This is a genomic window from Marinomonas alcarazii (assembly GCF_003208215.1).
In the GTDB taxonomy this organism is placed as follows: Bacteria; Pseudomonadota; Gammaproteobacteria; order Pseudomonadales; family Marinomonadaceae; genus Marinomonas; species Marinomonas alcarazii.
Window position 1 is genome coordinate 1 of record NZ_QKLW01000001.1, and the last position, 25,807, is coordinate 25,807.

Genomic DNA, 25,807 nt, shown 5'->3' on the forward strand with positions numbered 1-25,807 from the left:
ACAGTCAAAAGTCAGAACCTAAGCAACTCAGGCACTATCCTAGCCCAAGACAGCAGTTTATTAATTGAGACAAATAAAATTGAGAACCAAGGCACGCTTTCTGGTAAGGGTGTTGTCATTAACGCAACAGCTCTCGATAACCGTACTGAAAATGGCAAGATACTCTCATCCGGAGCCTTGGGCTTAACCATTGAAGGTGATATCAGCAATTCCGATGGTGCACTAATCCATGCCGATAAAGCACTGGTAATAGATGCAAAAGGCGATCTTAGTAACTCAAACTCGATTATCGAGACCTTAACTAGCGCTTGGGTAAACGTTCAGAATCTCTTTAATACTGGAACGGTGTTGGCCCAAGACGAGAGTTTGTCTGTTGAGGCTGTAACGGTTGATAATCAAGGCACGTTGTCTGGTAATGGTGTTGCTATTAAGGCGGCCGAACTGGATAACACAACCAGCACTGCACAAATCTTTTCATCCGATAAGCTTGATTTAATCATCGACGGTGATGTTACTAACACTGATGGAGCGCTAGTTCACGCCGATACTGATTTGACTATCGATGCTAAAGGCAATGTAACCAACAGTGCTACTATCGAAGCCGTTGAATCGACAACAGTCAAAAGTCAGAACCTAAGCAACTCAGGCACTATCCTAGCCCAAGACAGCAGTTTATTAATTGAGACAAATAAAATTGAGAACCAAGGCACATTATCGGGTAATGGCCTTGTTGTTAATGCTGCAGCCCTCGACAACCGTACTGAAAACGGAAAAATACTTTCATCCGATACATTAGACTTAACCATGGAAGGGGACATCACCAACACCGATGGTGCATTAATCCATGCCGATAAAGCGCTGACAATAAATGCTAAAGGTGATCTTAATAACTCAAACTCGATTATCGAGACCTTAACCACAGCTTGGGTGAAAGTTCAGAATCTCTTTAATACTGGAACGGTGTTGGCCCAAGACGAAGATCTGACTATTGAGGCTGTTACGGTTGAAAACCAAGGCACACTATCGGGTAATGGCCTTGTTATTAAAGCTGGCGAGCTTGATAACACAACCAGCACAGCAAAAATTGTTTCGTCTGACAAAGTTGATTTAACTATTGACGGTGATTTCAATAATACCGATAGCGCCTTGGTTCACGCTGGAAGCGACGTGAAATTGGACGCGAAAGGCAACCTAATCAACAGCGGTACGATTGAGGCCGTTGAGTCTGCCACGGTTAAAAGCCTAAACCTTACTAACTCTGATACCGTCTTAGCGCAAAATGGCGCGTTTGCCATTGAGACTAATCAAGTTGACAACCAAGGCACTCTTGCTGGTAATGGCATCACCATCAATGCAGCGTCACTGAACAACACATCAAGCACAGCGCAAATCTTTTCTTCTGATAATGTGGATTTAAACGTTGAAGGCGACATCAGTAATGCCGACGGCGCTTTGGTTCACGCTGATAAAGACTTAACTCTCGATGCCAAAGACGACCTAACCAACAGCGGAACCATCGAAGCGGTTGAATCTGCCAAGGCTAAAAGCGCAAACCTCACTAACTCCGGTACCGTCTTAGCGCAAAACAGTGCTTTATCTATCGATACAAATAAAGTTGATAACCAAGGTGTATTGGCGGCTAACGGCATTATGATTAATGCCGCGTCACTGGATAACGACACAACCACGGCGCAAATTTTTTCCTCTGACAAGGTCGATTTAAATGTTGAAGAGGATATCAGTAACACCGACGGTGCCTTGGTACACGCTGAAAAAGGCATTACACTGGATGCGCAAGGCAACGTGACCAACAGTGGTACATTAGAAGCCATCACCTCACTGCGGACTAAAGCGAAGAACGTCTTTAATACGGGCACCGTTTTGTCTCAAGACGGTGAACTGACCATTGATACTGCCGTCGTAGATAACCAAGGCGTACTTGCGGGTAACGGCATCACCATCAATGCCGCCGAACTGGATAACACAACAAGCACTGCGCAAATCTTCTCATCCGATAAGCTTGATTTAATCATCGACGGTGATTTTAATAATACCGATAGTGCCTTGGTTCACGCTGGCACAGACGTGAACTTGGATGCTAAAGGTAATTTAACCAACAGTGGAACCATCGAAGCGGTTGAATCTGCTACGGTTAAAAGCCTAGACCTCATTAACTCAGGTACCGTATTGACCCAAAACAGTGCTTTATCTATCGACACAAACAAAGTTGATAACCAAGGTGTTCTTGCTGGTAACGGCATCACCATCAATGCCGCCGAACTGGATAACACAACAAGCACTGCGCAAATCTTCTCATCCGATAAGCTTGATTTAATCATCGACGGTGATTTTAATAATGCCGATAGTGCACTGGTTCATGCTGGAACCGATGTGAGGTTGGATACTAAAGGCAATCTAACCAACAGCGGATCGATTGAAGCAGTTACTTCGGTATGGGCTAACGTTAAAAACCTATTCAATACGGGAACGCTATTAGCCCAAAACAGTGCTTTATCTATCGACACAAACAAAGTTGATAACCAAGGCGTACTTGCGGGTAAAGGCATCACCATCAATGCCAATGGATTATCCAACAGCACCGCCAACGCCAAAATCTTCTCGTCTGACAAGGTTGAATTAACCATCGACGGTGATTTTAATAATGCCGATAGTGCCTTGGTTCATGCTGGTACTGATGTGAATTTGGATGCTAAAGGTAATCTAACCAACAGTGGAACCATCGAAGCCGTTGAATCTGCCACGGTTAAAAGTCAAAATCTTACTAACTCTGGCACTGTCTTAGCGCAAAATAATGTTTTGTCGATTGGCACTAACAAGGTTGATAACCAAGGTGTATTGGCTGGCAATGGTATTACCATTAATGCCAATGGATTATTTAATAGAACTGATAACGCAAAAATCTTTTCTTCTGACAAGGTCGATTTAATCATCGACGGTGACATCAATAATACCGATGGTGCCTTGGTTCACGCTGGCACCGATGTGAGGTTGGATGCTAAAGGTAACTTAACCAACAGCGGCACGATTGAAGCAGTTACTTCGGTATGGGCTAAAGTTAAAAATCTATTTAATACTGGGACAGTGTTAGCTCAAAACAGTGCTTTATCTATCGACACAAACAAAGTCCATAACCAAGGTGTGTTGGCCGGTAACGGCATCACTATAAATGCAGCTTCACTAGATAATAAAACAACCAATGCCAAAATTTTCTCTTCTGACAAGGTTGATTTAACCATCGATGGTGACGTCAATAATATAGATGGCGCGCTGGTTCATGCGGGCACTGATGTAAACTTGGACGCCAAAGGAAATCTAACTAACAGCGGCACGATTGAAGCCGTCACTTCAGTATGGGCTAACGTTAAAAATTTATTAAATACTGGGACAGTGTTAGCTCAAAACAGTGCTTTATCTATCGACACAAATAAGGTTGAAAACCAAGGCGTATTAGCAGGCAATGGTATCACCATAAACGCTGCTTCACTGGATAACGACACAAACACGGCGCAAATTTTCTCTTCTGACAAGGTTGATTTAACCATCGATGGTGACGTCAATAATACTGATGGCGCCTTGGTTCACGCTGGCTCCGACGTGAACTTGGATGTTAAAGGCAATCTAACCAACAGCGGCTCGGTTGAAGCGGTTACTTCGACATGGGCTAAAGTTAAAAATCTATTTAATACGGGAACGGTATTAGCGCAAAATAGCGGCCTGACTATTGATACGAATAAGGTTGAAAACCAAGGTGTATTAGCTGGCAATGGCATCAACATAAATGCTGCTTCACTAGATAACAAAACAGCCAATGCTAAAATCTTCTCTTCTGATAAGGTTGATTTAACCATCGATGGTGACATCAATAATACCGATAGTGCCTTGGTTCACGCTGGCACCGACGTGAACTTGGTTGCGAAAGGAAACCTAACCAACAGCGGCACGATTGAAGCAGTTACTTCAGTACTGGCTAAAGTTAAAAACCTATTTAATACTGGAACGCTATTAGCTCAAGATGATGGTCTATCTATTGAAGCTGAGACCATCGATAACCAAGGTGCTCTTGCGGGTAACGGCATCACCATCAATACCAATGCATTATCCAATAGCGCTGATACTGCTAAAATCTTCTCGTCTGATAAAGTAAATTTAACCGTTCAAGGAAATATCACTAACACGGATGGCGCTTTGCTTCACGCTGATACTGATTTGATTCTTGATACCAAAGGCGATGTAACCAACAGTGGAACCATCGAAGCGGTTGAGTCTGCCACGGTTAAAAGTGAAAACTTCACTAACTCAGGTACTGTCTTAGGGCAAAATAGCACCTTAAAAGTTGATACTAGTCAGCTTGATAATCAAGGTGTGCTCGCTGGTAATGGTATTACCATTAATGCCAATGGATTATTTAATAGAACTGATAACGCAAAAATCTTTTCTTCTGACAAGGTCGATTTAATCATCGACGGTGACATCAATAATACCGATGGAGCCTTGGTTCACGCTGGCACCGACGTGAACTTGGACGCCAAAGGCGATGTAACCAACAGCGGAACCATCGAAGCCGTCACTTCAGTATGGGCTAACGTTAAAAATCTATTTAATACTGGGACAGTGTTAGCTCAAAACAGTGCTTTATCTATCGACACAAAAAAAGTTGAAAACCAAGGCATGCTTGCTGGTAACGGCATTACGATTAATGCGGCGAAACTTGATAATACATCAAACACGGCGCAAATTTTTTCCTCTGACAAGGTCGATTTAAATGTTGAAGGAGATATTAGTAACACCGACGGCGCTTTGCTTCACGCTGATACTGATTTGATTCTTGATACCAAAGGCGATGTAACCAACAGTGGAACCATCGAAGCGGTTGAGTCTGCCACGGTTAAAAGTGAAAACTTCACTAACTCAGGTACTGTCTTAGGGCAAAATAGCACCTTAAAAGTTGATACTAATCAGCTTGATAATCAAGGTGTGCTCGCTGGTAATGGTATTACCATTAATGCCAATGGATTATTTAATAGAACTGATAACGCAAAAATCTTTTCTTCTGACAAGGTCGATTTAATCATCGACGGTGACATCAATAATACCGATGGTGCCTTGGTTCACGCTGGCACCGACGTGAACTTGGTTGCGAAAGGAAACCTAACCAACAGCGGCACGATTGAAGCAGTTACTTCAGTACTGGCTAAAGTTAAAAACCTATTTAATACTGGAACGCTATTAGCTCAAGATGATGGTCTATCTATCGAAGCTGAGGCCATCGATAACCAAGGTGCTCTTGCGGGTAACGGCATCACCATCAATACCAATGCATTATCCAATAGCAGTGATACTGCTAAAATCTTCTCGTCCAGCAAAGTAGATCTCACTATCGGCGGTGACCTTAATAATACCGATGGTGCCTTGGTTTACGCTGGCACCGACGTGAACTTGGTTGCGAAAGGAAACCTAACCAACAGCGGCACGATTGAAGCAGTTACTTCAGTACTGGCTAAAGTTAAAAACCTATTTAATACTGGAACGCTATTAGCTCAAGATGATGGTCTATCTATCGAAGCTGAGGCCATCGATAACCAAGGTGCTCTTGCGGGTAACGGCATCACCATCAATGCCAACGAACTATCCAATAGCACAGACAGCGGGAAAATCTTCTCATTGGATGCCGTGACCCTAAACACAACGGGGGATGTGAGTAACACAGACAGTGCCTTGATCCATGCGGGTACTGATGCCACCATCACCGCCGCCGCTGACCTGATCAACTCGGGCACAATCGAAGCCGTTGAAATTGCCACAGTCAAAAGCCAAAACCTCACGAACTCAGGTACTGTTTTAGCACAAAATAACGCGTTATCTATCAACACAATTCAGGTTGATAACCAAGGCGTACTGGCTGGTAATGGCATCGACATTACAGCCAGCGAACTGACGAACGAATCGAACAACGCGAAAATCTTCTCGTCTGATAAAGTGGATTTAACCATCGATGGTGACATCAATAATACCGATGGTGCCTTGGTTCACGCTGGCACCGATGTGAAGTTGGATGTTAAAGGTAACTTAACCAATAGCGGAACCATTGAGGCGGTTGAGTCGGCTACGATTAAAGGTCAAAACCTCACTAACACAAGCACCGTTATGGCGCAAAATAGTGAACTGACTATTGATACAAACAAAGTTGAAAACCAAGGTGTTCTTGCGGGTAACGGCATCACCATTAATACTAATGAGTTATCTAGCAGTACAGCCAACGCCAAAATCTTCTCCTCAGATAATGTTGATTTAACCATCCAAGGGAATATGACTAATACCGATGGGGCCTTGGTTCACGCTGGCACCGACGTGAACTTAGACGCTGAAGGCAATGTAATCAACAGCGGCACAATTGAAGCTGTTGAATCAGCCACGGTTAAAAGTGAAAACTTCACTAACTCTGGGACAGTTTTAGCGCAAAATAGTGAACTTACTATTGATACGAACAAGGTTGATAACCAAGGCGTATTGGTTGGTAACGGCATCACCATCAATGCCAATGGATTATCTAACAGTACTGCCAGCGCGAAAATCTTCTCCTCAGATAACGTTGATTTAACCGTTGAAGGAAATATCACTAACACGGATGGCGCTTTGGTTAACGCTGGTACAGATGTCATTCTGGATGCTAAAGGCAGCGTAACCAACAGTGGAAGCATCGAAGCCGTTGAGTCTGCCACGGTTAAAAGTGAAAACTTCACTAACTCTGGGACAGTCTTAGCGCAAAATAGTACCTTAAAAGTTGATACTAATCAGCTTGATAACCAAGGTGTGCTTGCTGGTAATGGCATCACCATCAATGCCGCGTCACTAGATAACGACACAAACACGGCGAAAATTTTCTCGTCCGATAAAGTAGATTTAACCGTTGAAGGAGATATTACCAATACAGACGGTGCCTTGGTTCACGCTGGAACGGATGTGAACTTGGACGCTAAAGGCGATGTAACCAACAGTGGAACCATCGAAGCAGTTACTTCGGTATGGGCTAAAGTTAAAAACCTATTTAATACTGGAACGCTATTAGCCCAAAACAGTGCTTTATCTATCGACACAAACAAAGTTGATAACCAAGGCGTGTTGGCTGGTAACGGCATCACCATCAATGCCAATGAATTATCTAACAGTACTGACAGCGCAAAAATCTTCTCCTCAGATAACGTTGATTTAACTGTTGAAGGAAATATTACCAACACGGATGGTGCCTTGGTTCATGCAGCAACGGACGTAACGTTGGATGCTAAAGACAATGTAACCAACAGCGGCACGATTGAAGCCGTTGAATCTGCCACGGTTAAAAGCCTAGACCTCACTAACTCTGGTACTGTCTTAGCGCAAAATAGCGCACTAACCATTGAAACAAACAAGGTTGACAACCAAGGCGCTCTTGCTGGTAACGGCATTACCATCAATGCCAATGAATTATCTAACAGCACTGCCAGCGCGAAAATCTTCTCTTCTGATAAGGTTGATTTAACCATCGACGGTGACATCAATAATACCGATGGTGCCTTGGTTCACGCTGGCACAGACGTGAATCTGGACGTTAAGGAAGACCTGACCAACAGCGGAATTATTGAAGCTATAGCCTCGGCAGATATCAAGACCAATAACATTATTAATAAAGGGAAGCTGTTTACACAAGAATCAGGATTAACGCTTGATACTACTTATCTAGATAACCAAGGTACGATTCAGGGTAATGGCCTAAGTATTTCCGCAGATATAGTTGACAATAGCACAGCCCAAGGCAAGGTTTATTCGACCAATGCCCTAGACCTTGTCGTCGATGGTACAGTAACGAATAAAGACAATGCTCTAATTCATGGGGATAAAACGGTTAGTATCACCAGCACTCGTGGAAATTTAGTTAATACCAATGCCACGATAGAATCGGCCACTAATGCCACTCTTAATAGCCAAAACCTTACTAACAGTGGCACTATTTTAGCCCAAGATGACACCCTCACCATTCGAGCTCAACAGCTTGATAACCAAGGGCTTTTAGGTGGGCGGAATATCGACATAGAAGCTCTATTATTAAATAACAGAGGCAACACTAGTCAAATTTATGCTAACAATAATGTAAATTTAAAGACCACGGAAGGTGCGATCACGAATAATAGTGGCGCACTTATCCATGCTGGTAATGATCTTGTTCTAAATGCTATGGGTGATTTGATTAACAGCAACGCCACCTTAGAGTCTGCGACTAATGCAACTTTTACCAGCCGCAACTTGAGTAATTTTGTTAACAGTACTCTATTGGCACAAAATGGCACTTTAACTATTAATACAGATACTTTGGATAATGATGGTACTTTAATAGGTGAAAATATTAATGCAACTGCGGCAGTTGTTAATAACATAGAAAGCACCAGTAACATTTTCGCCACAGGTGATCTTATCCTCAAAGCAACCCGAGGCAATATCAACAACATTAATGGCGCGAACATACGTGCAAATGGAACTCTTACACTCAATGCCGATGCCGATATTATTAATACTGGATCTAGTATTGAATCTATGAATGCTATTAATTTATTAAGCCATAATTTGACTAACTCAGGTAATGCTTTAATACGATCCAATGATAATATTATTACAAATTGGAACGGAGATTTTGTAAATTATGATTCTAAGTTTGAAGCAAAAAAAGACATTACTACATCACAAAAAAACGGTAATTTAAAAAATACCAGTTTAGGACTTATTACAGCCCAAAACGGTACTTTTGGTTTGACATTAGGTAGTTTAATAAATCAAGGTAACATTGGTGCAAATCGTGTTGAACTCAATACTGATGGTGTTTCTAATATTGGTGATAACGGGTTAATAATTGCTAATGAGCATTTTGACATACGATCTACAACTGACATTGATAACTTTGATGGTGGGGTATTATTAAGCTTAGGGAGTGGATATCTTCAGGTGAATAATACTATCACCAATAGTTCAGCTGAAATTGAAGCTAGAGGTGGTGATCTTATTATTGATGCTAGGTCAATAGTTAACAAGAGGTCATCTGTTGAAGTTGGATTTAGCTCTGTCACTGAGAAATATGTAGAAGAAGGTGAGGTTAAGATAATAGACAAAGGTCAGAATGAACGTAGACCATTGATAACAAGTCAAAAAATAAAGACTATAACTAAAACAGTATCCACCCCTTATGTATTAAAAAATAGCTCAGAAGGCAGAATAATAACAGGAGGTTTTCTTGAATTTAAAGGGTATGTTAATAATATATACTCCCTTATTAGCTCTGGAGGAGGATTGGCTTATAACGATGGGATTAATAATGAATCATTAATAGAAAAAGAAAAGACTTTATTCAATGGCGTTGAACGAACAATAAGGATTGAACATGCTTTTAGGTTTGAAAGTAAAAGTGGAAAAAGCAACTTTAGGCAAGAGAGGAGAAGAGAAAGCACTAGACCTTTCTATAATGAAAACTCAAGTTCTATTATCTTGATGTCTTCAGTTATAAATAGTAGTGGGGATATTACCGGTAAAGGAGGTCGACTCAATAATTTTAATGAAAGTTCTAAAGTTGATAGAGCTAGCTTGTACGAAATTGATTATAATTCATTGGGGGAAGCTGATGGGTTTATAGATAAATGGGAGGGTGCTAATGAAATAGAGTTAAACACTTCTGCAAGTGATGCTTATTATTTTAATTTGATTCCTGCCCCAGTAGTGAAAATAACTGATAATATTGGTGTAAAAGCATCTATAGATACTATAGCGACGAATGATTCCGATGGAGTGCAAGTAGCGGTAACCGAAACCACTGCCAACACCAGCGTATCGGGTCAAACATTTGTTAACAAAGCCACTGGCACGACAAATGTAAAAGCCACTGATGGTATCCAAGTAGCGATAACAGAAACTTCCGGCAATACCAGCGTATCGGGTCAAACATTTGTTAACAAAGCCACTGGCACGACAAATGTAAAAACCACTGATGGTATCCAAGTCGGTGTAAAAGAAACTTCCGCCAATACCAGAGTATCCGGTCAAACGGTTGTGAATACGGCCACTGGCACGGCAAATGTAAAAGCCACTGACGCTATACAAGTAGCGGTAACCGAAACTTCCGCCGATACCAGCGTATCCGGTCAAACAGTTGTGAATACGGCCACTGGCACGGCAAATGTAAAAGCCACTGACGGTATTCAAGTGGGTGTAAAAGAAACTTCCGCCAATACCAGTGTATCCGATCAAGTGTTTGTGAATACGGCCACTGGCACGACAAATGTAAAAGCCACTGACGGTATTCAAGTGGCGGTAAAAGAAACTTCCGCCAATAGCAGCGTATCCGGTCAAGCGGTTGCGAATATCGCCACTGGCACGACAAACGTAAAAGCCACTGACGGTATCCAAGTGGGTGTAAAAGAAACCTCAGCCAATACCAGCGTATCCGGTCAAACAGTTGCAAATACGGCCACTGGCAAAACAAACGTAAAAGCCTCTGGTGTTGATGGCGTACAAGTAGCCGAAAAAGGCAGCGCGACGACTGTTGTCGGAAGTGGAACAACAATAAGAGCAGGTTCTAGTACGTCGCCGACCGTAAAAAACGATGCCTCAGCACCAGGTGCCAATGTCATTGATCTAGCCGTGGTTGCTGCACGCCGTGATGAAATTTTTGGTGATAACCTAGCGAACGATCTGGTTTCCAGTGCCTTGTTTAAAGAGTCTGATTCTCCAGAACAAAACTACCTAATTGAAACCAACCCCTTACTTACCAACTACAAAAGCTTTATTTCTTCTGACTACATGTTGAACAAAATGATTGGCGACGAGTCTGGTCGTACTGGTAAAACGACCTCGCGTTTAGGTGATGGTTATTTAGAACAAAAACTGGTAAGAGATCAGATCCTGTCCTATACCGGTTTTCAAACCTTGCCAAATGATGTGGACATAGAAGCGACCTACGCCACCTTGATGAACAATGCTGTAGAAGAATATCAAGACCTTGGCTTAAGTACAGGTATTGAGCTTAGTGATGAACAAATAGCTCAGCTGAAAAAACCGATTGTCTGGATGGTCACTGAAACCGTGCAAACAGCCTCAGGCCCACAACAAGCTCTGGTTCCCAAAGTGTATTTCTCCAATACCTCTGATATGACGTTAAGACCCGATGGTGCTTTAATCGCCGCGACTAACATAAATATTGACGCGCAAGAGGGCATTAACAACTCAGGTACTATGCTTGCCAAGGTCGACTTGTCGTTAAAAGGAAATTCAATCGACAACGCTGGCACGATCAAAGCCGGTGGTAATGCAGGCTTAACCGCCACGACCGACATTACCAACAGCGGCACCATGCAGGCTGGCGGCACATTGGGCTTAGTGGCTGGCGGCAATATCACCAGCGAAACGTCAACCAATGTTTTGACATACAACCGTGGAAGCTACAGCGCGACACAAACCCTAGTGGGCGATACGGCTACCTTGCAAGGTGCAAATATCAGCTTAACTGCAGGCAATGATATTACCCTGATAGGCAGTGAGGTTAGCGCTAGTGACAAGGTTTTTGCTAATGCAGGGAAGGATTTTACCTTAGCAAGTTTGGCTGTTACCAACAGCACGAAAGATGGTGCTCATTACAATCAATCCAGCACGACGAACCAAGTCACTAGCCTTTCTGGCAACAACATCCAGCTTAGCGCTGGTAATACTTTAACCAGCCAAGGGGCACAAATTAATGCCTCTGGGGATTTGGGTCTATCGGCGAGCAATATTAATTTATTCGCAGTGACCGACAGCAAGGATCAATACAGTTTTGTCGGTGGTGGCGGTAACTCTACTAAAAAACGCAGCCATAACGAAAGCCTCACTGGCTCCACACTCAGTGCCGGTGGTAGTCTTACTCTTGTTAGTCAGCAAGACATTTTTTCACAAGGCTCTGCTCTGAGTAGTGGTGAAGGTATGACTTTGGCCGCTGGCGGCGATATAACGTTAGCGGCCGCCGAGGCTTATAACTCCAGCTTCAAAGAAGTGAAGAAGAAAAAATCAGGCATGTTTGGTTCGAAACGATCCACCAAAACAACCACCTCTGAAAGCCTTACCAACCTAGGTACCAGCTTAACCTCTGGTGGTGATATCCAAATGGTATCGGGATCAGACATTCTCTTGTCAGGCACTAAAGCCTCTGCTGCAGGCAACATTGGTCTGCAAGCCGTGGGTGGTATCCAGCTCTTGTCGGCGGTGGATCAAACGTCCTCTCAATACCAAGAGCAGAAAAAAGGTTCTTTTAAAGTCAAAGCCAAAGATCAAGGCTCGATCAAACAAACCGCCGTGACCAGTGAGCTTGCAGGCGCTAACATCAGCCTAACCTCTGGCAGCAGCATCGCATTACAAGGCGCAACTCTCTCAGCGAACAACACTTTGTCCATGGGCGCGGCCACAGGCACACTACAAGCTGTCACAAAAGATACTGATGGTAACTATATTAACGACAAGGGCGAACAAGTCGGTAACGTCACTGTCGGTACGCAAGCCCTGCAAAGCAGTGAGTGGAGCAAATCGTCTTCTGGCTTCCGCGGCATATTTAAAGATCTTGCCAAAGGCTTAGCTGTGGTTGCAGCAGTGGGCACAGGCGGCTTAGTGCATGGTGACATCAAGGTAGGGGAAGCGGATGCGACTCGTACCGATAAACTGACACAACAAACCTCAACGCTTGCTGCGAATAATCTCGCTATTGAGGCACAAAACAACCTCGCATTAATCGGTGCGAAGGTGTCGGTTGCGGATACTGCGAGCCTGAGCGCCAACGACATCACCATCGATGCGGCCCATGAACAAACCGTCGTCACCACTTCCCACACAGACGAAACTGTGTCGGGCAAAGGCGCGACCTTACAAAAAGATCAAATCAGCCTCGCGAGTATCACCGAGACCGACCAAACCGAACGCACCACGACCACTGCCAACACCTGGCAAGGTAGCAACATCAGCGCGGGTAGCTTAAACCTTAGCGCCAATAACAACCTCGCCATCCTCGCCAGTGATATCAACGTTGACAGCAACGCGAATATCAAAGGCGAAAACATCCTCGTCGGTGGCCGTGACGCCACCACAGACACCACCCACGACAGCATCACTAAAACCAAAACCCTAGATATTGGCATACGTAACTCCTATGTGGACGTCGCCCTTGCCACAGAGGGACTAAAAGACGCCAAAGATTCAGTCAAAGAAGCAGAGCGTAACTACAACGACGCCAAGCAAAAAGTCGCCGACGGCAAGATACCCAAAGAAGACTTGGATCTTTATCAACAGAAACTGGACTCCGCCAAGAAGAGCGAAAAGCTGGCGAGCTTAGCCGTGGTCAATGCTGGTGTTACAGCCACACTGAGTTCTGCAACCGCAGGCTTCACGGCAACCGCAGGCACGAGTACACAGGTAACGAGCAACACGACGACCGCCACGCAAAGTAACTGGAGCGGTTCAACGATCAAGGTGGGCAATAATGCGTCGCTGAATGGTCAAAACAACCTCACTGTTGAAGGTTCCGCCATTTCGTCACAAGGCACACTGGAAGCCAATGCGAAGAACATTGACATCTTAGCGGGCAAAAATACCTATGCAGAAACCACAAGTAGCCAAACAAAAGGTGCGAGCGCCAGTGTGACCGCTAGCCTCGGTGTTGGTGTTTCAGGGTCCGTCGGCGTCAATGCCAGTGAAAGCAACAGTAACAGTCAAAGTACTCAATACAGCAACAGCAGCCTAAGTGCCGGCACCTTAGCGAGCAACAGTGACAACCTCAGCATCAAAGGCGGTAACTTGTCTGGTAATGAAGTGGTCATCAACACCAATAACTTGGACGTGATTAGTCAGCAAGCTACCTCAACCAGCCACAGTGAAAGCCAAGGTAAAGGCATTAACTTAGGAGGAAGCTCAAATAGCGACTCTGTGTCTGTGAGCTATATCCAATCACAAACGGACTCCGACTACGCCAGCGTTACCCAACAAAGCAGCATTACTGCGGGCGATAAAGGCTATCAGATCAATGTGGCAGGCAATACCAACCTTGTTGGCGGCTTGATCACCTCTACAGACAAGGCGGAAGCCTCCGGCAACAACGCCTTTAGCACTGGCACCTTGACCCAAACAGACCTAGCGAATCATGCCGTATACAGTGGTTCTAGCATGGGCGTTGACGTGGGCATTAGCTCCAATACGGATAGTAAAGGCAACAGTGGGTTGGGTTTTTCCAACTCGATGGGTCAGGGCTCGGCTGGCGACAGCCGACAAAGCACCACCCAAAGTGGCATCAACACCGCGAACCTAGCCATCACGGATGCCGATAAACAACAACAGCTCACCGGACAAAGTGTTAGCCAAACTCTTGCTGACGCCCACACCACAACCAGCACCGACACCGCAGAAGCTAACAGCGGCGTGCTGAAAAACACCTTCAACCAAGCTGAGGTTGAACAAGAGATCAACCAGCAGCGCGAAGTGACCCAAGCCTTTAGTAAAACGGTGCAAGAGGCTAAAGGCGCAATAACCAACTCGATCAACAAACAAAAAGACGCACTCAACGAGCAATTGGCAGACGGCAAGATTAGTCAAACCGAGTACGATCAACAAAACGACAAGCTGGACAACTATAGCTTATTGGCGAACACCATCAGCGCCGGACTCAGCGTCCCCACCGACAGCCTCGCAGGGCAAGTTGCGGCTGCTGCTTCGCCTGCCGTTGCTAACCAAATTGGCCAATACTTCAAAGGTCTTGCTGCTGACAATGAAAACGGTCAACTCAACGCAGGACAAGAAACCGCCCACGTCTTAGCGCACGGCATACTGGCCGCCGCCGTCGCCTCCGCAGGTGGCAATGACGCCACCACCGCAGGCATTGCCGCCGCCGGCTCCGAAGCCGCCGCTCCAGCTCTCGCCAAATGGTTGTACGACAAAGACAGCTCAGACGACCTAACCGCTGCGGAGAAACAAACCCTCACCTCAATCATGGGCGCCGCATCAACTACAGTGGGCGCCACCACAGGCAACGTCAACAACGCCATCGCCGCAGGACAAGCGGGACAGAATGCCGTGGAGAATAATTTCTTAGGTCCCCAATCTTTAGAGGCGTTGAAAAAAGCCAGAGAGAAGCTGACTGTAGGGAATGCGAATATAGTCGTCAAGCTAGATGGTGCGAACCAACGTAGTGATCAGCTATTAAAACAATACAATGAAAGCCCTGATAGCCTGTCTAAATCAGAGAAAGAAAAGCTTGGTCAATACCTCAATGACTATTACAACGAACTAGTGACTGAATATGGCGTAGAGATTGCTGAAAAGTTAACGCAAAACCTCTTTTCAGACAGCCCTACCGTATCGGACAGTGCTCTAGCTTATAATTTCCCTTATGCATTAGATTCGGCGACAAAAACGGCGGCTGCGGATAAAATTAGGGACGCAAATAACCCAAGCGTGTTGGATTATTTGACAGGTTTTAGAGACAAAGGAGAAAATGAGCAAACCTATCAAAAAGCCGTCGGTATACTACGTGTAAATGCCGTCAATGAAAGTAATGCAGAAGTTGGTGATACAATACTTCTGGTATCTGGAATAGGCGAAATCGCGGCAGCGACTAAAGCCGCACCAGCGTTTTTGAAAGGTTTTTTTGGAAGTTCGGACAAGGTTGTTAAAGGGCTTGGTGGTGTTACTGACACAACTGAAATAGGCATGAGATGGGGGAAAGGTATTCAGAATCAAGGTAAACCTTTTGAAGGTTATGTTCAGAAGAATTTGCCTAAGGGGACAATAGATTTAAATACAGTTAAAAACAACTTTAAAACCTTTGACCATTTTAATCCCATTGATGGCGCAGCGTACAGCACTAAAACATTGGATACCATAGGAAGTAAAACGTACCAGAACCCATCTAAGATTACTTACACTTTAAATAATTATGTAAAGGAGATGGCAAATTTTACAGAGGAAGGGGCAAAGAACGGGTTTAATTTAGTAAATTCCGAGATAAAATCTAAAACAATGCAGTTGGGTATCCCCTCCGAAACCAGTGCAGAGCAAATGACTGCTATTCAGAAGTCTATCGACTATGCAGCTAAGTTGCCAACCCCTATAAATATCATTGTAACTAAGGTGAAATAATATGGAAAATGATTATAAGTCTGCTAAGGTTTATTTTAATCAAGATATTTTTTATATCATAACTATATCCTCTGGGGGAATGAGTTTTTCTGATTTTGATGCCGAACGCTATTACCACGCTAAAGACGTGAGTAATGAAAAGTTGGGAGAAAGTATATTTAAAGCATTACGAGCAAGTCGAAAAATTACTCCAGAATCATTTTTAGAGTTATTTCATTCTGGAGTCATCCAAAAACGTGGCGAAGAAGAAACCCAGTATGCGATAAATAGATTTGGTTATAAAAATAAACGCCAACTTTGCCGTAAAATGGATGGATGTGGTGTTAGTTTGACTAGTAATAAAATAGAAATAACCCCAACTCATCATGATAGTCTAGAAGGATACAGCTCTGTTAAAGGGCAGTTTGAATCCATCTTTTTAAGTAAAGATGTGTCAAATGAAGAATTAGGTGCGGCAGTAAGAGAAGGTTTAAGCCGATGTACTAGTTCTGTTAAATAAAAGATAAAGGATTCCACAGGACATGCATCTCAAGAACCTAGTATTTACAAGGCCTCTAGCTTTTTCTTGACCATATTTTAATATGCTGTATATAATCACAGTATATTTTCTCAAGGAAGAGAGGTTGGATATGCCGAGGTCTAGGAAAGAACAAGTCAGTTTAGAAGATACTCCTTATTATCATTGTGTGGCTCGTTGTGTTCGACGGGCTTTTTTATGCGGTGATGATCCTGCCACAGGAAACAGCTATGAGCATCGCCGTGGCTGGATAGAGAAGAGGTTACTTTTTTAGCGTCTGTCTTTTCTATCGATATATGTGCTTATGCTGTGATGAGCAATCATCTTCATGTTGTTTTGCATGTGGATGCAGAGAAAGCGAAATCATGGTCAACACTAGAAGTATTGCAGCGTTGGCATCAACTCCATAAAGGTACTTTGTTTACTCAGCGATATTTAAGAGGAGAGACCTTACCTAATTACCTCGTAGAGCTCGTTGAAAAAGCTGCTGAAACCTATAGGGAGCGCTTGATGGACATCAGTTGGTTCATGAAAGAGCTAAACGAACCCATTGCACGAAGAGCGAACTACGAAGATAACTGCACAGGTCATTTCTGGGAAGGTCGTTTTAAGTCTCAAGCCTTATTAGACGAAGCCGCATTAATGGCTTGTATGGCCTATGTTGACTTAAATCCACTTCGAGCCAGCATGAGTAAAACCCCCGAAGACTCTGATTTTACCAGTGTGAAAAAGCGCGTTAATTCTGCAAAAAGAAAACATCAACCAAAAACCTTATATCCTTTTATTGGAAACCCAAGAAAAGACATGCCATCCGGTTTACCTTTCAAACTGAGAGATTACTTGGAACTGGTTGATATGACAGGTCGAATCATACGAGAAGACAAACGAGGCTCAATAAATGCGTCGTTACTTCCTATCTTGAAACGTCTCAATATTGCCTCTGAAAACTGGTTATGCATCGCAACAGAATTTGAGAAAAGAACAGGTAACTTAGTTGGACAAGAGCACTCCATAGATCATTATTGTGAAAGGCACCAACGACAAAGAAAACCTAAAAGGCAAAACCTTCAACTCATCGCTTAACTTGCCATAAAAACATTTTAAAACCCATTCATCAAAAAGCGTGATTTGCTTCAGTGTGCCTGAAAGTCAGCTTTTAAATGCCTTTCTGTAATGTTCTTCCTTCCAACACAATAAAATAGATATTTTGGTAACCGATGTGATCTGCTTTACTGACTTTTTATATCGTGTTTTTATTGTGTGTGTCCTGTTTAATACTGTTTCTGTTTAATACTGTTTAATAAAATTGCTTTTAAATGCCTTTCTGTAATGTTCTTCCTTCCAACACAATAAAATAGATATTTTGGTAACCGATGTGATCTGCTTTACTGACTTTTTATATCGTGTTTTTATTGTGTGTGTCCTGTTTAATACTGTTTAATAAAATTGCTTTTAAATGCCTTTCTGTAATGTTCTTCCTTCCAACACAATAAAATAGATATTTTGGTAACCGATGTGATCTGCTTTACTGACTTTTTATATCGTGTTTTTATTGTGTGTGTCCTGTTTAATATCCTGTTTAATATATTTAATAAGTCTATTTTTGCCAGTGATGAAGACATTAAAGCTTATGCTTATTGGCTTGGTGAATAAGCAGTTCATGAGTTTAATAGGTCGTCTATACAAAAGAGGCTAGTAAGAAAAAAAAACCAAAGCAACATTGGTATGCGCTTTGGCTGGATTTTAAACAAATAATCAATGCTTTTCGCCATTACTAGGTATTATTGCTTCTGTTTAGGGGGGATGATGCTTTCATTATGCAACACTTCAACTCCAACGCAGGATCTTATTACACCGCTGTAATCTCCGTTACTCAGTTGGACTATTTTTCTAACGGCTAGTCTGCACATTGCATCGTAATCAAATTTAATAGAGGTTAATTTCGGGCTGACCATCGAGGCAATTTTCAAACCATCAAAACCAATGATCGAAATGTCTTCAGGGACACGAATACCATTCTTAGTTAAAGCATCCATTAAGGTAACGGCCATCATGTCACATATACAAAAAACAGCTGTTGTATCAGCGAAATAGCCCTCAGAAATCATTCTATCAATAACGGTATGAAGTCCGAAATCTGATCCTGCTTTGCCCGATCTTATTGATTCTTCTAGCTTCAGTTCAGGAACGAACTTATTAGAGAATTGAACGATATCGATAATATTATCCTGACTAAAATCAATGTTAGACATTTCCATGCATCGACTGAAGCCATTAGATCGTTGGTAAATAGAATGCCTTATATTGGCTGTTATGATTTTGATTTTTGTATGGCCATGCTTAATAAGTTCTTTGGTGGCTAAGAATGCGCCATTTTCATAATCAGGCGAAATGCTATTTATCCGCATTTCGTCATCTTGTCCATTAATGATGAGTACAGGAATGGAGCAAGCTCGAAGCTTTTCTAAAATCGCTGGCGTGCCGACACCAACGATGATGATCGCTTCAGATTTCTTAATGATTCCGTCTAAAGATGCCGAACAGTCTTCGTTTAGGTAGTTAATGGCAAATAGTTCCGTTTCTAAGCCAATCATCGACATTTCTTTTTCTAAAGAGATGATGATTTCGTTATAAAAGCTATTTGGGGATTTGACTGCATCTAGACAAATAATAGTAATTTTTTTGAGTTTCACTTGTATCTTGATGTATGAGTCTTTGACATACCCTGTCGATTCAATGAATCCCATTACTAGTTGTTTTGTATGTGATTTTACGCTTTCAGGGTTGTTCAGCACTCTGGATACAGTCGCTTTTGAGACTCCTGCCAGCCTTGCTATTTCACTCATGTTTATCTTGTTATTACTCATCTTTAGCATCAATTTTTAAGGTTGTAGGAAAAATGAACACAAATCTTGAAACGTTACATTTTTTGTGAAATGATTCATTTCTATTGGCTCAAGACGTTCGTTATGTAGGTTCTTTTGTTCATAGTCTACAAAAAAGTACATAGGGTCAAATAGTTAATGGCGCTAAGAATTTATCTCACCTAAGGGCATAAAAATGTTTAAGGAATTATTGAAAGTTAAGGCTGATATTCTTTCGAGTATTGAGCGGAACTCAGTCATGATCGGCAATCGTAATCCAATGGTTGGAGCGGGACCTGAAGCTCATTATTGGCTTTACCCTGAGGATCATTTTTGGACAGACTCATTTTGGACCGGTGAACTTTGGCTGAGCTATATGCTGACAGGCGAAGATAAATATAAAAACATGGCAAGAATGCGCTATGCGCATTGCCAAAAAGTTTTAGATACGCCTCTTTGGATGGATCATGATTTGGGCTTTCGCTTCACCCTTACCGCAGTAGCAGATTATAAATTGACAGGAAATCAGGTTGCTCGAGAGCTTGGACTTCGTGCAGCAGATGCTTTGCTTCACCGCTTTAATTGGAATGGTAATTACCTAGTGGCATGGACAGCCGGCTCGAATGGTAAAGAGCACGCAGAAAAGATCCAAGGCAAAATAATCATTGATTGTATGCAAAATTTATCTCTTTTGTTCTGGGCCTACTCTGAAACCGCGAATCATAACTACCGTGATGCTGCAATTCTACAAGCGGAAACGTCAATGAAATACCTCATACGAGATGACTATTCCACTTACCATACTTATGATTTTGATACCAAAACGAATGAGCCAATAGGTGGAAATACTTTTCAAGGCTATGCCGATGAGTCTTGCTGGAGCAGAGGGCAAGCTTGGGCTGTACATGGGTTCGCTCAGTTAGCCATGATTACTGGTGATGCAAAATATGCAGATATTTCAGCGAAATTAGCTGACTGGGTAATGGATCATATTACAAGTGATTTAGTTCCATTATGGGATTACAGATTACCTGCGCATGAACCTCAATATAAAGATACCTCAGCGGGGTCTATTACGGCTTCTGGTATGTTGCTTTTAAGCGAATATTTCACGAGAAAAAATCAGGAAAAACAAGCCGCGAAGTATAAAGATTTCGGCGTGAGAATGCTTTTAGCATTACGTGAACAGTATGACTTAACTGCACAAAAAGATGCACAGGGATTGCTTTCAAATGCAGCTACTTTTGTTCGTTTGGCACATGAAGAAAATAAAGATTATTTAGCCAATGGCATGCTTCCTTACGGTGATTATTACTATTACGAGGGCGTACTACGTGCTATTGGATTTACTCATAGAGATTTTTTTTGGTAAATCGATCTTTTAATAAAAAGAGTACCTAATTTGAGAGTTTTAAAAAACTCTCAATAGATACATAAAGTATATTTTCAAGTAATTCGTATTAAAAAAACAAAAGAGGAATTTTATGAAAAAATTAACCGCTACTTTACTATTAAGCGCAGCTGTACTGACAGCATCGATTTCTGCACATGCAAAAACGTATCGATTAGCAACGAATACTGTTGAAAATGCTATCACTGGCTATTTGATTCAAGATTTCGTTGAGGGTGTGGCAGAGAAAACAGACAATAGAGTCAAAATTAGAGTGTCTTGGAATGGGGTGCTTGGTACACAAAGCCAGTATTTACAAGCTATGCAAATTGGCGTTATTGATATGGGTATGATAAATAGCGCAACGCTTGAAACTCTTGCTCCAGAAATAGGGGTTATTAACCTACCTTATATCTTCCGCAGCAAAGAAGAGTATGGTTTGGTTTTAAATAATCCAGATATTCAAGAAATGATTAATAGCTATGTTGCAGACAGTGGATTGCTTCAAATTGGCTATTTAAGTAATGGTTTTCGTAGTATATATGCCGCGAAACCAATGAAAAGCATTGACGATGTAAAAGGGCTTAAGCTAAGAACACTATCAAGTGACTCTTACATTAAAATGATAAATTTATTCGGTGCTGTACCTACACCACTTCCATTTGGTGAGGTATACCCATCACTTCAACAAAAAATTATCGATGGTGCAGAAGGTGGTCTTTCCGCTTTATGGGACCTTAAATTTGGTGAAGTTGCCAAATATGGTTTGAAAACTGAGCAAACTAGGCTGACTGACTTTATATTGGCTAGTAAGAAGTTTATGGATAAATTGTCTCCAGAAGATAGAGAGATTGTCTTGAGCGAGATGAAGCGAGTTTCTAGTAAATCAATTGAGACGATCGATGAAAATATTGAAGAAAGAACGAAAATAGCAGTAGAAAAAATGGGCGTTGAAATCCATGAAGTGGATAAGACACCATTTATTGAAGCTGTTAAGCCTATGTACGTTGACGCTATGAATGATGATAAAAAGAAAGCGTTTATTGAAAAAATATTTGAATTAGAAAATCGTGAAATGTAGTTGAAAATAGGGGGTGGTTGTCTACCCCCTTGATTTTTTAATTGAGGCATTTATGAATTATAATCAAAATAAAAATGGAATAAGCCAAATTCTATTGAAAGTAGAATCTTTCCTAGAAGTGCTATTGAAAGTTTTTCTTATGGCGCTTTTATCTGGAATGGTTTTTTTAATTGTATATCAAGTGTTTTGTCGATATTTTTTGAACTCTCCTAGCAGCGTGTCCGAGGAATTACTCAGATATTCAAATATTTGGCTTGGTATTCTTGGTGCTTCATTGTGCTTTCTAAAAGAAAAGCATTTGAACCTTCCAATATTTATAGACCATATTGGAGAAGGGAAAGCTATTTTTTTAGAGTCATTCATCACTGTGATTAATGTTTTTATAGGAGGCGTGATCTTATATGGAGGAATATTAGGTCTTAATAACGCAGCAAACACTCCTATTTTAAAAATCAACTTCGGTATTCTTCAGTCTGTAATGATAGTTAGTGGATCTATTATTACGGCATCACAATTTATAAAGATCATCAGGAAAGGATTAATTAATAAAAAAGCTTTTCTTTATTTCTTTTTCTGTTCTGTTTTTCTGTTGATTTTCGCATATTTATTTGGCCTTTTTAAAGGCAGTGATTCATTTGAATCTTTGATTTTTGAAAATCTGGAAAGTTCATCTTTTATAATATTGTTTTTTAGTTTTTTCTTCATGTTGTTCATAGGCGTTCCTATCGCGGTAGGATTGGCTATATCCGGCATTTTAACACTTAGTCTGCAAATGGACTTTAGCGATTTGTTGTCAATGTCTGGGCAAACTATTTTTAGATCTCTGGATAATTTCGGTTTTCTAGCGCTGCCTTTCTTTATTCTCGCTGGTAATATTATGAATCAAGGAGGAATTGCAAGGAAGTTAATTGATTTTGCTATGTTGCTTGGTAGAAAAATACCAGGGAGTTTGTGGCAAACCAACATTGTAGCGAATATGTTGTTTGGCTCTCTTTCTGGCTCTGCTATCGCTTCGGCTACGGCCATTGGGGGGATTATTTCCCCTATGGCAAAAGAGAAAAATTACAATATGCCTTTTACAACAGCTGTCAATGCTAGTTCCTCTATATGTGGCATGCTGATTCCACCAACAGGTGTATTTATTGTCTATTCCTTGATTACAGGTGGCGAGGCATCAATTGCATCATTGTTTTTAGCAGGTTATGTTCCTGGGATAATCCTAGGTTTATCCGTAATGATCGTCGCTTATCGATATGCTAAGAAAAATGGCTATGAAGTATCGGCAGAGCGTATCAACCTTAGTGAATCATTGGCTATTTGCTGGGGGGCTATTCCTAGCCTTACGCTCATTATAATTGTCATCGGTGGAATTATCGGCGGTGTTTTTACTGCGATCGAAGCATCTGGTATTGCTGTTCTTTACAGTCTTATTCTGTCTCTTTTTTATAGAAGTCTTAGTTTGAAAAAAATATTTTCTATACTACATGACTCTGTTTTAAGCTCGTCCGTTATCTTGTTTCTAATTGCCTGTTCTAGCTTGATGAGCTGGAGTATGACATTTGCTTATATTCCAGATGTTGTTGCTGACTTCCTATCAGGTATCAGTGAAAATAAATATGTTATTTTGCTTTTTATTAACATTACTCTTTTGCTTGTTGGCGTATTTATGGATATGTCGCCAGCATTACTGATTTTTACCCCTATATTGTACCCAATCGTTACGAGTTTAGGTGTAGACCCAATTCATTTTGGTGTGATTATGGTCTATAACTTGTCTATTGGTGTGGTAACACCCCCTGTTGGAACTGTTTTATTTGTCTCATGTAGTATTAGTGGAGAAAAGATAACAAAAGTTATTAAGCCTTTGTTGCCGATTTTCTTTTTCCAATTTATTGGGTTGCTTATCGTTACTTACTTCCCAGAGATTTCTTTATTTTTGCCAAAGTTTTTTGGTTTAATGTAGGTTATAAATAAAATGATTTTTTTTAATCCTTTTGATAATAATGCGCTTTCGACTAAGTCGGATTTCCAGAAATTAGTTAACGATATGTTTAAACCCCTTGTTCCTTACTTTAAAGCGCAAGGGGCGGCAATAGATTTTAATGAAGGTTCAGCTTCTTTTGATCAAAAAGCAAGTTCTTTAGAAGGTGTTGCTAGACCATTATGGGGAATCATTCCTTTAGTTCTTGGTGGAGGAGAGTTTCATTATTGGGAACTCTATAGAAACGCTTTAATAAATGGCACGAATCCCTCACATAGTGATTATTGGGGGAAAACGGCTTATTTTGATCAGCGTACTGTTGAGATGGCTGCCATCGGGTTATTACTGGCTACTTTGCCTGAACATGCTTTTTACCCACTCACAGATACAGAGAAAAGCAATCTTGTTCATTGGTTAGCTGATATTCAAAACCATGAATACCCTCAAAATAATTGGCTATTCTTTACCATTATGGTTCAAGAGGGCTTAAAGAAAGTGGGCTATGGGCATTTAGTGGATGATGACCTAGCCAATGACTACTTAAATAGATTAGATAGTTATTACTTATCCGAAGGCTGGTATTGCGATGGTACGACGAGAACCATTGATCATTATGCTGGCTTTGCTATGCATTATTATGGTCTATTGTATGCGAAAGTTATTAAAGGCGATAAAAAAGACTGGGCTGACAAGTTTGTAGAAAGATCTAAATTGTTCGCTAGATCTTTTCAGTTTTGGTTTGCTGAAGATGGCGCTGCTTTACAGCAGGGTCGATCATTGATTTACCGTTTCGCAGCTAGCTCTTTTTGGGGAGCGCTTGCTTTACTTGATGATAATGAAATGCCTTTGGGAGAGATCAAGGGAATATGGGCAAGACAAATTCGTTGGTGGAAGGATAAAAACATATTCACCAATGATGGTCGATTGACCAGAGGATACACCTATCAAAATCTTAGTATGTGTGAGGTTTATAATTCTCCAACGTCTCCTTATTGGGCGATGAAAGCTTTTATCCCGTTATTATTAAGTGATAATAGTGAGTTTTGGTTGGCAGAAGAGTTACCTTGTAAAATTCGTGATGGGATCTATCCAAATGTCGCTAATGAAACGCTTGTACAAAGATATAAAGGTGAAAGTGTTATACATTTTTCGGCCCCTATACATCCTTTCTTTCAAAAAGATAAATACAATAAATTCCTTTATTCAACAAATAGAGGGTTTGATGTCAGCTCATTGCTCTACTCTGAACAAGGTAGTTTTGGGGATAATATTTTAGCCATCAGTTTTGATGATGGAAGTAACTGGCAATACCGTCAAAAAATCATTGAAACAAAAATTGAAGGAAATGTATTGACGCAGGTATGGACATCAGGGCGACAAGAGGTAACTACAATCATAGAGCCTTTTGATGATGGCACATTTCGTAGAACTCATATCATTGACCTGAAACAAGACGCATGCGTGGTTGAAACAGGTTTTTCTTATCCCATATACAATGAAAAAATGGAGCTATTTGAAGATAAAGAAAAAGATCGAGCGGTTATTTTGCAAAGGAAAACGAGGGAAGGTAACGTGCTTGAGAATATTACTTGTTTAGCTCGGTTAGATGATTACATTCAAGAGAAAGGTGTTTCACTAAGAACGAATTCAAATACAACAGATCCAGTAACTGCCGTACCCTATACAAAGATCAAGCTTAACAAAGGACGTCATACGATTAGTGCTCTCTTTTACCTTTAAGCTTTAAAGATTCCTACTTGATTGGTAATTAAATTTACAGCAAAGTTTGGCC

At 41.5% G+C, this 25,807-nt stretch carries 7 protein-coding genes and 1 pseudogene; 7 read left to right on the forward strand and 1 reads right to left on the reverse strand.

Features of this window, described 5'->3' with window-relative positions; translation table 11 throughout:
• The first annotated feature begins 177 nt into the window (after positions 1-177).
• From DFP75_RS00005 to DFP75_RS00015, 3 genes and pseudogenes are all read left to right on the forward strand, one after another.
• On the forward strand, positions 178-16,182 hold the full coding sequence (locus tag DFP75_RS00005) for an endonuclease toxin domain-containing protein (RefSeq protein ID WP_220032601.1): 16,005 nt from the start codon (positions 178-180) through the stop codon (positions 16,180-16,182).
• Between the two features lies 1 nt (position 16,183).
• Positions 16,184-16,681, forward strand: coding sequence for a contact-dependent growth inhibition system immunity protein (locus DFP75_RS00010; RefSeq protein ID WP_110571469.1), 498 nt, complete (start codon positions 16,184-16,186; stop codon positions 16,679-16,681).
• Positions 16,682-16,811: 130 nt separating this feature from the next.
• A pseudogene (locus tag DFP75_RS00015) lies at positions 16,812-17,782 on the forward strand (transposase).
• A gap of 698 nt (positions 17,783-18,480) precedes the next feature.
• Here the strand turns inward: DFP75_RS00015 and DFP75_RS00020 are convergent.
• The gene (locus DFP75_RS00020; protein WP_181416983.1) at positions 18,481-19,545 is read right to left on the reverse strand and encodes a LacI family DNA-binding transcriptional regulator; all 1,065 of its coding nucleotides are present in this window, start codon (positions 19,543-19,545) and stop codon (positions 18,481-18,483) included.
• A gap of 214 nt (positions 19,546-19,759) precedes the next feature.
• Here DFP75_RS00020 and DFP75_RS00025 point away from each other — a divergent pair, with 214 nt between their 5' ends.
• The 4 genes from DFP75_RS00025 (at position 19,760) to DFP75_RS00040 (ending at position 25,755) form a co-directional block, all read left to right on the forward strand.
• Entirely contained in the window at positions 19,760-20,935 is a 1,176-nt protein-coding gene (locus DFP75_RS00025; protein ID WP_110571471.1) for a glycoside hydrolase family protein, read from the forward strand.
• A gap of 112 nt (positions 20,936-21,047) precedes the next feature.
• Positions 21,048-22,034 carry a TRAP transporter substrate-binding protein DctP gene (dctP, locus tag DFP75_RS00030; RefSeq protein ID WP_110571472.1) on the forward strand — a complete coding sequence of 329 codons (987 nt, stop codon included), beginning with the start codon at positions 21,048-21,050 and terminating at the stop codon, positions 22,032-22,034.
• A gap of 52 nt (positions 22,035-22,086) precedes the next feature.
• Complete coding sequence (locus tag DFP75_RS00035; protein WP_110571473.1) at positions 22,087-23,997, forward strand: TRAP transporter large permease; 1,911 nt, start codon at positions 22,087-22,089, stop codon at positions 23,995-23,997.
• 12 nt (positions 23,998-24,009) lie between these two features.
• On the forward strand, positions 24,010-25,755 hold the full coding sequence (locus DFP75_RS00040) for a DUF2264 domain-containing protein (RefSeq protein ID WP_110571474.1): 1,746 nt from the start codon (positions 24,010-24,012) through the stop codon (positions 25,753-25,755).
• Positions 25,756-25,807 lie beyond the last annotated feature (52 nt).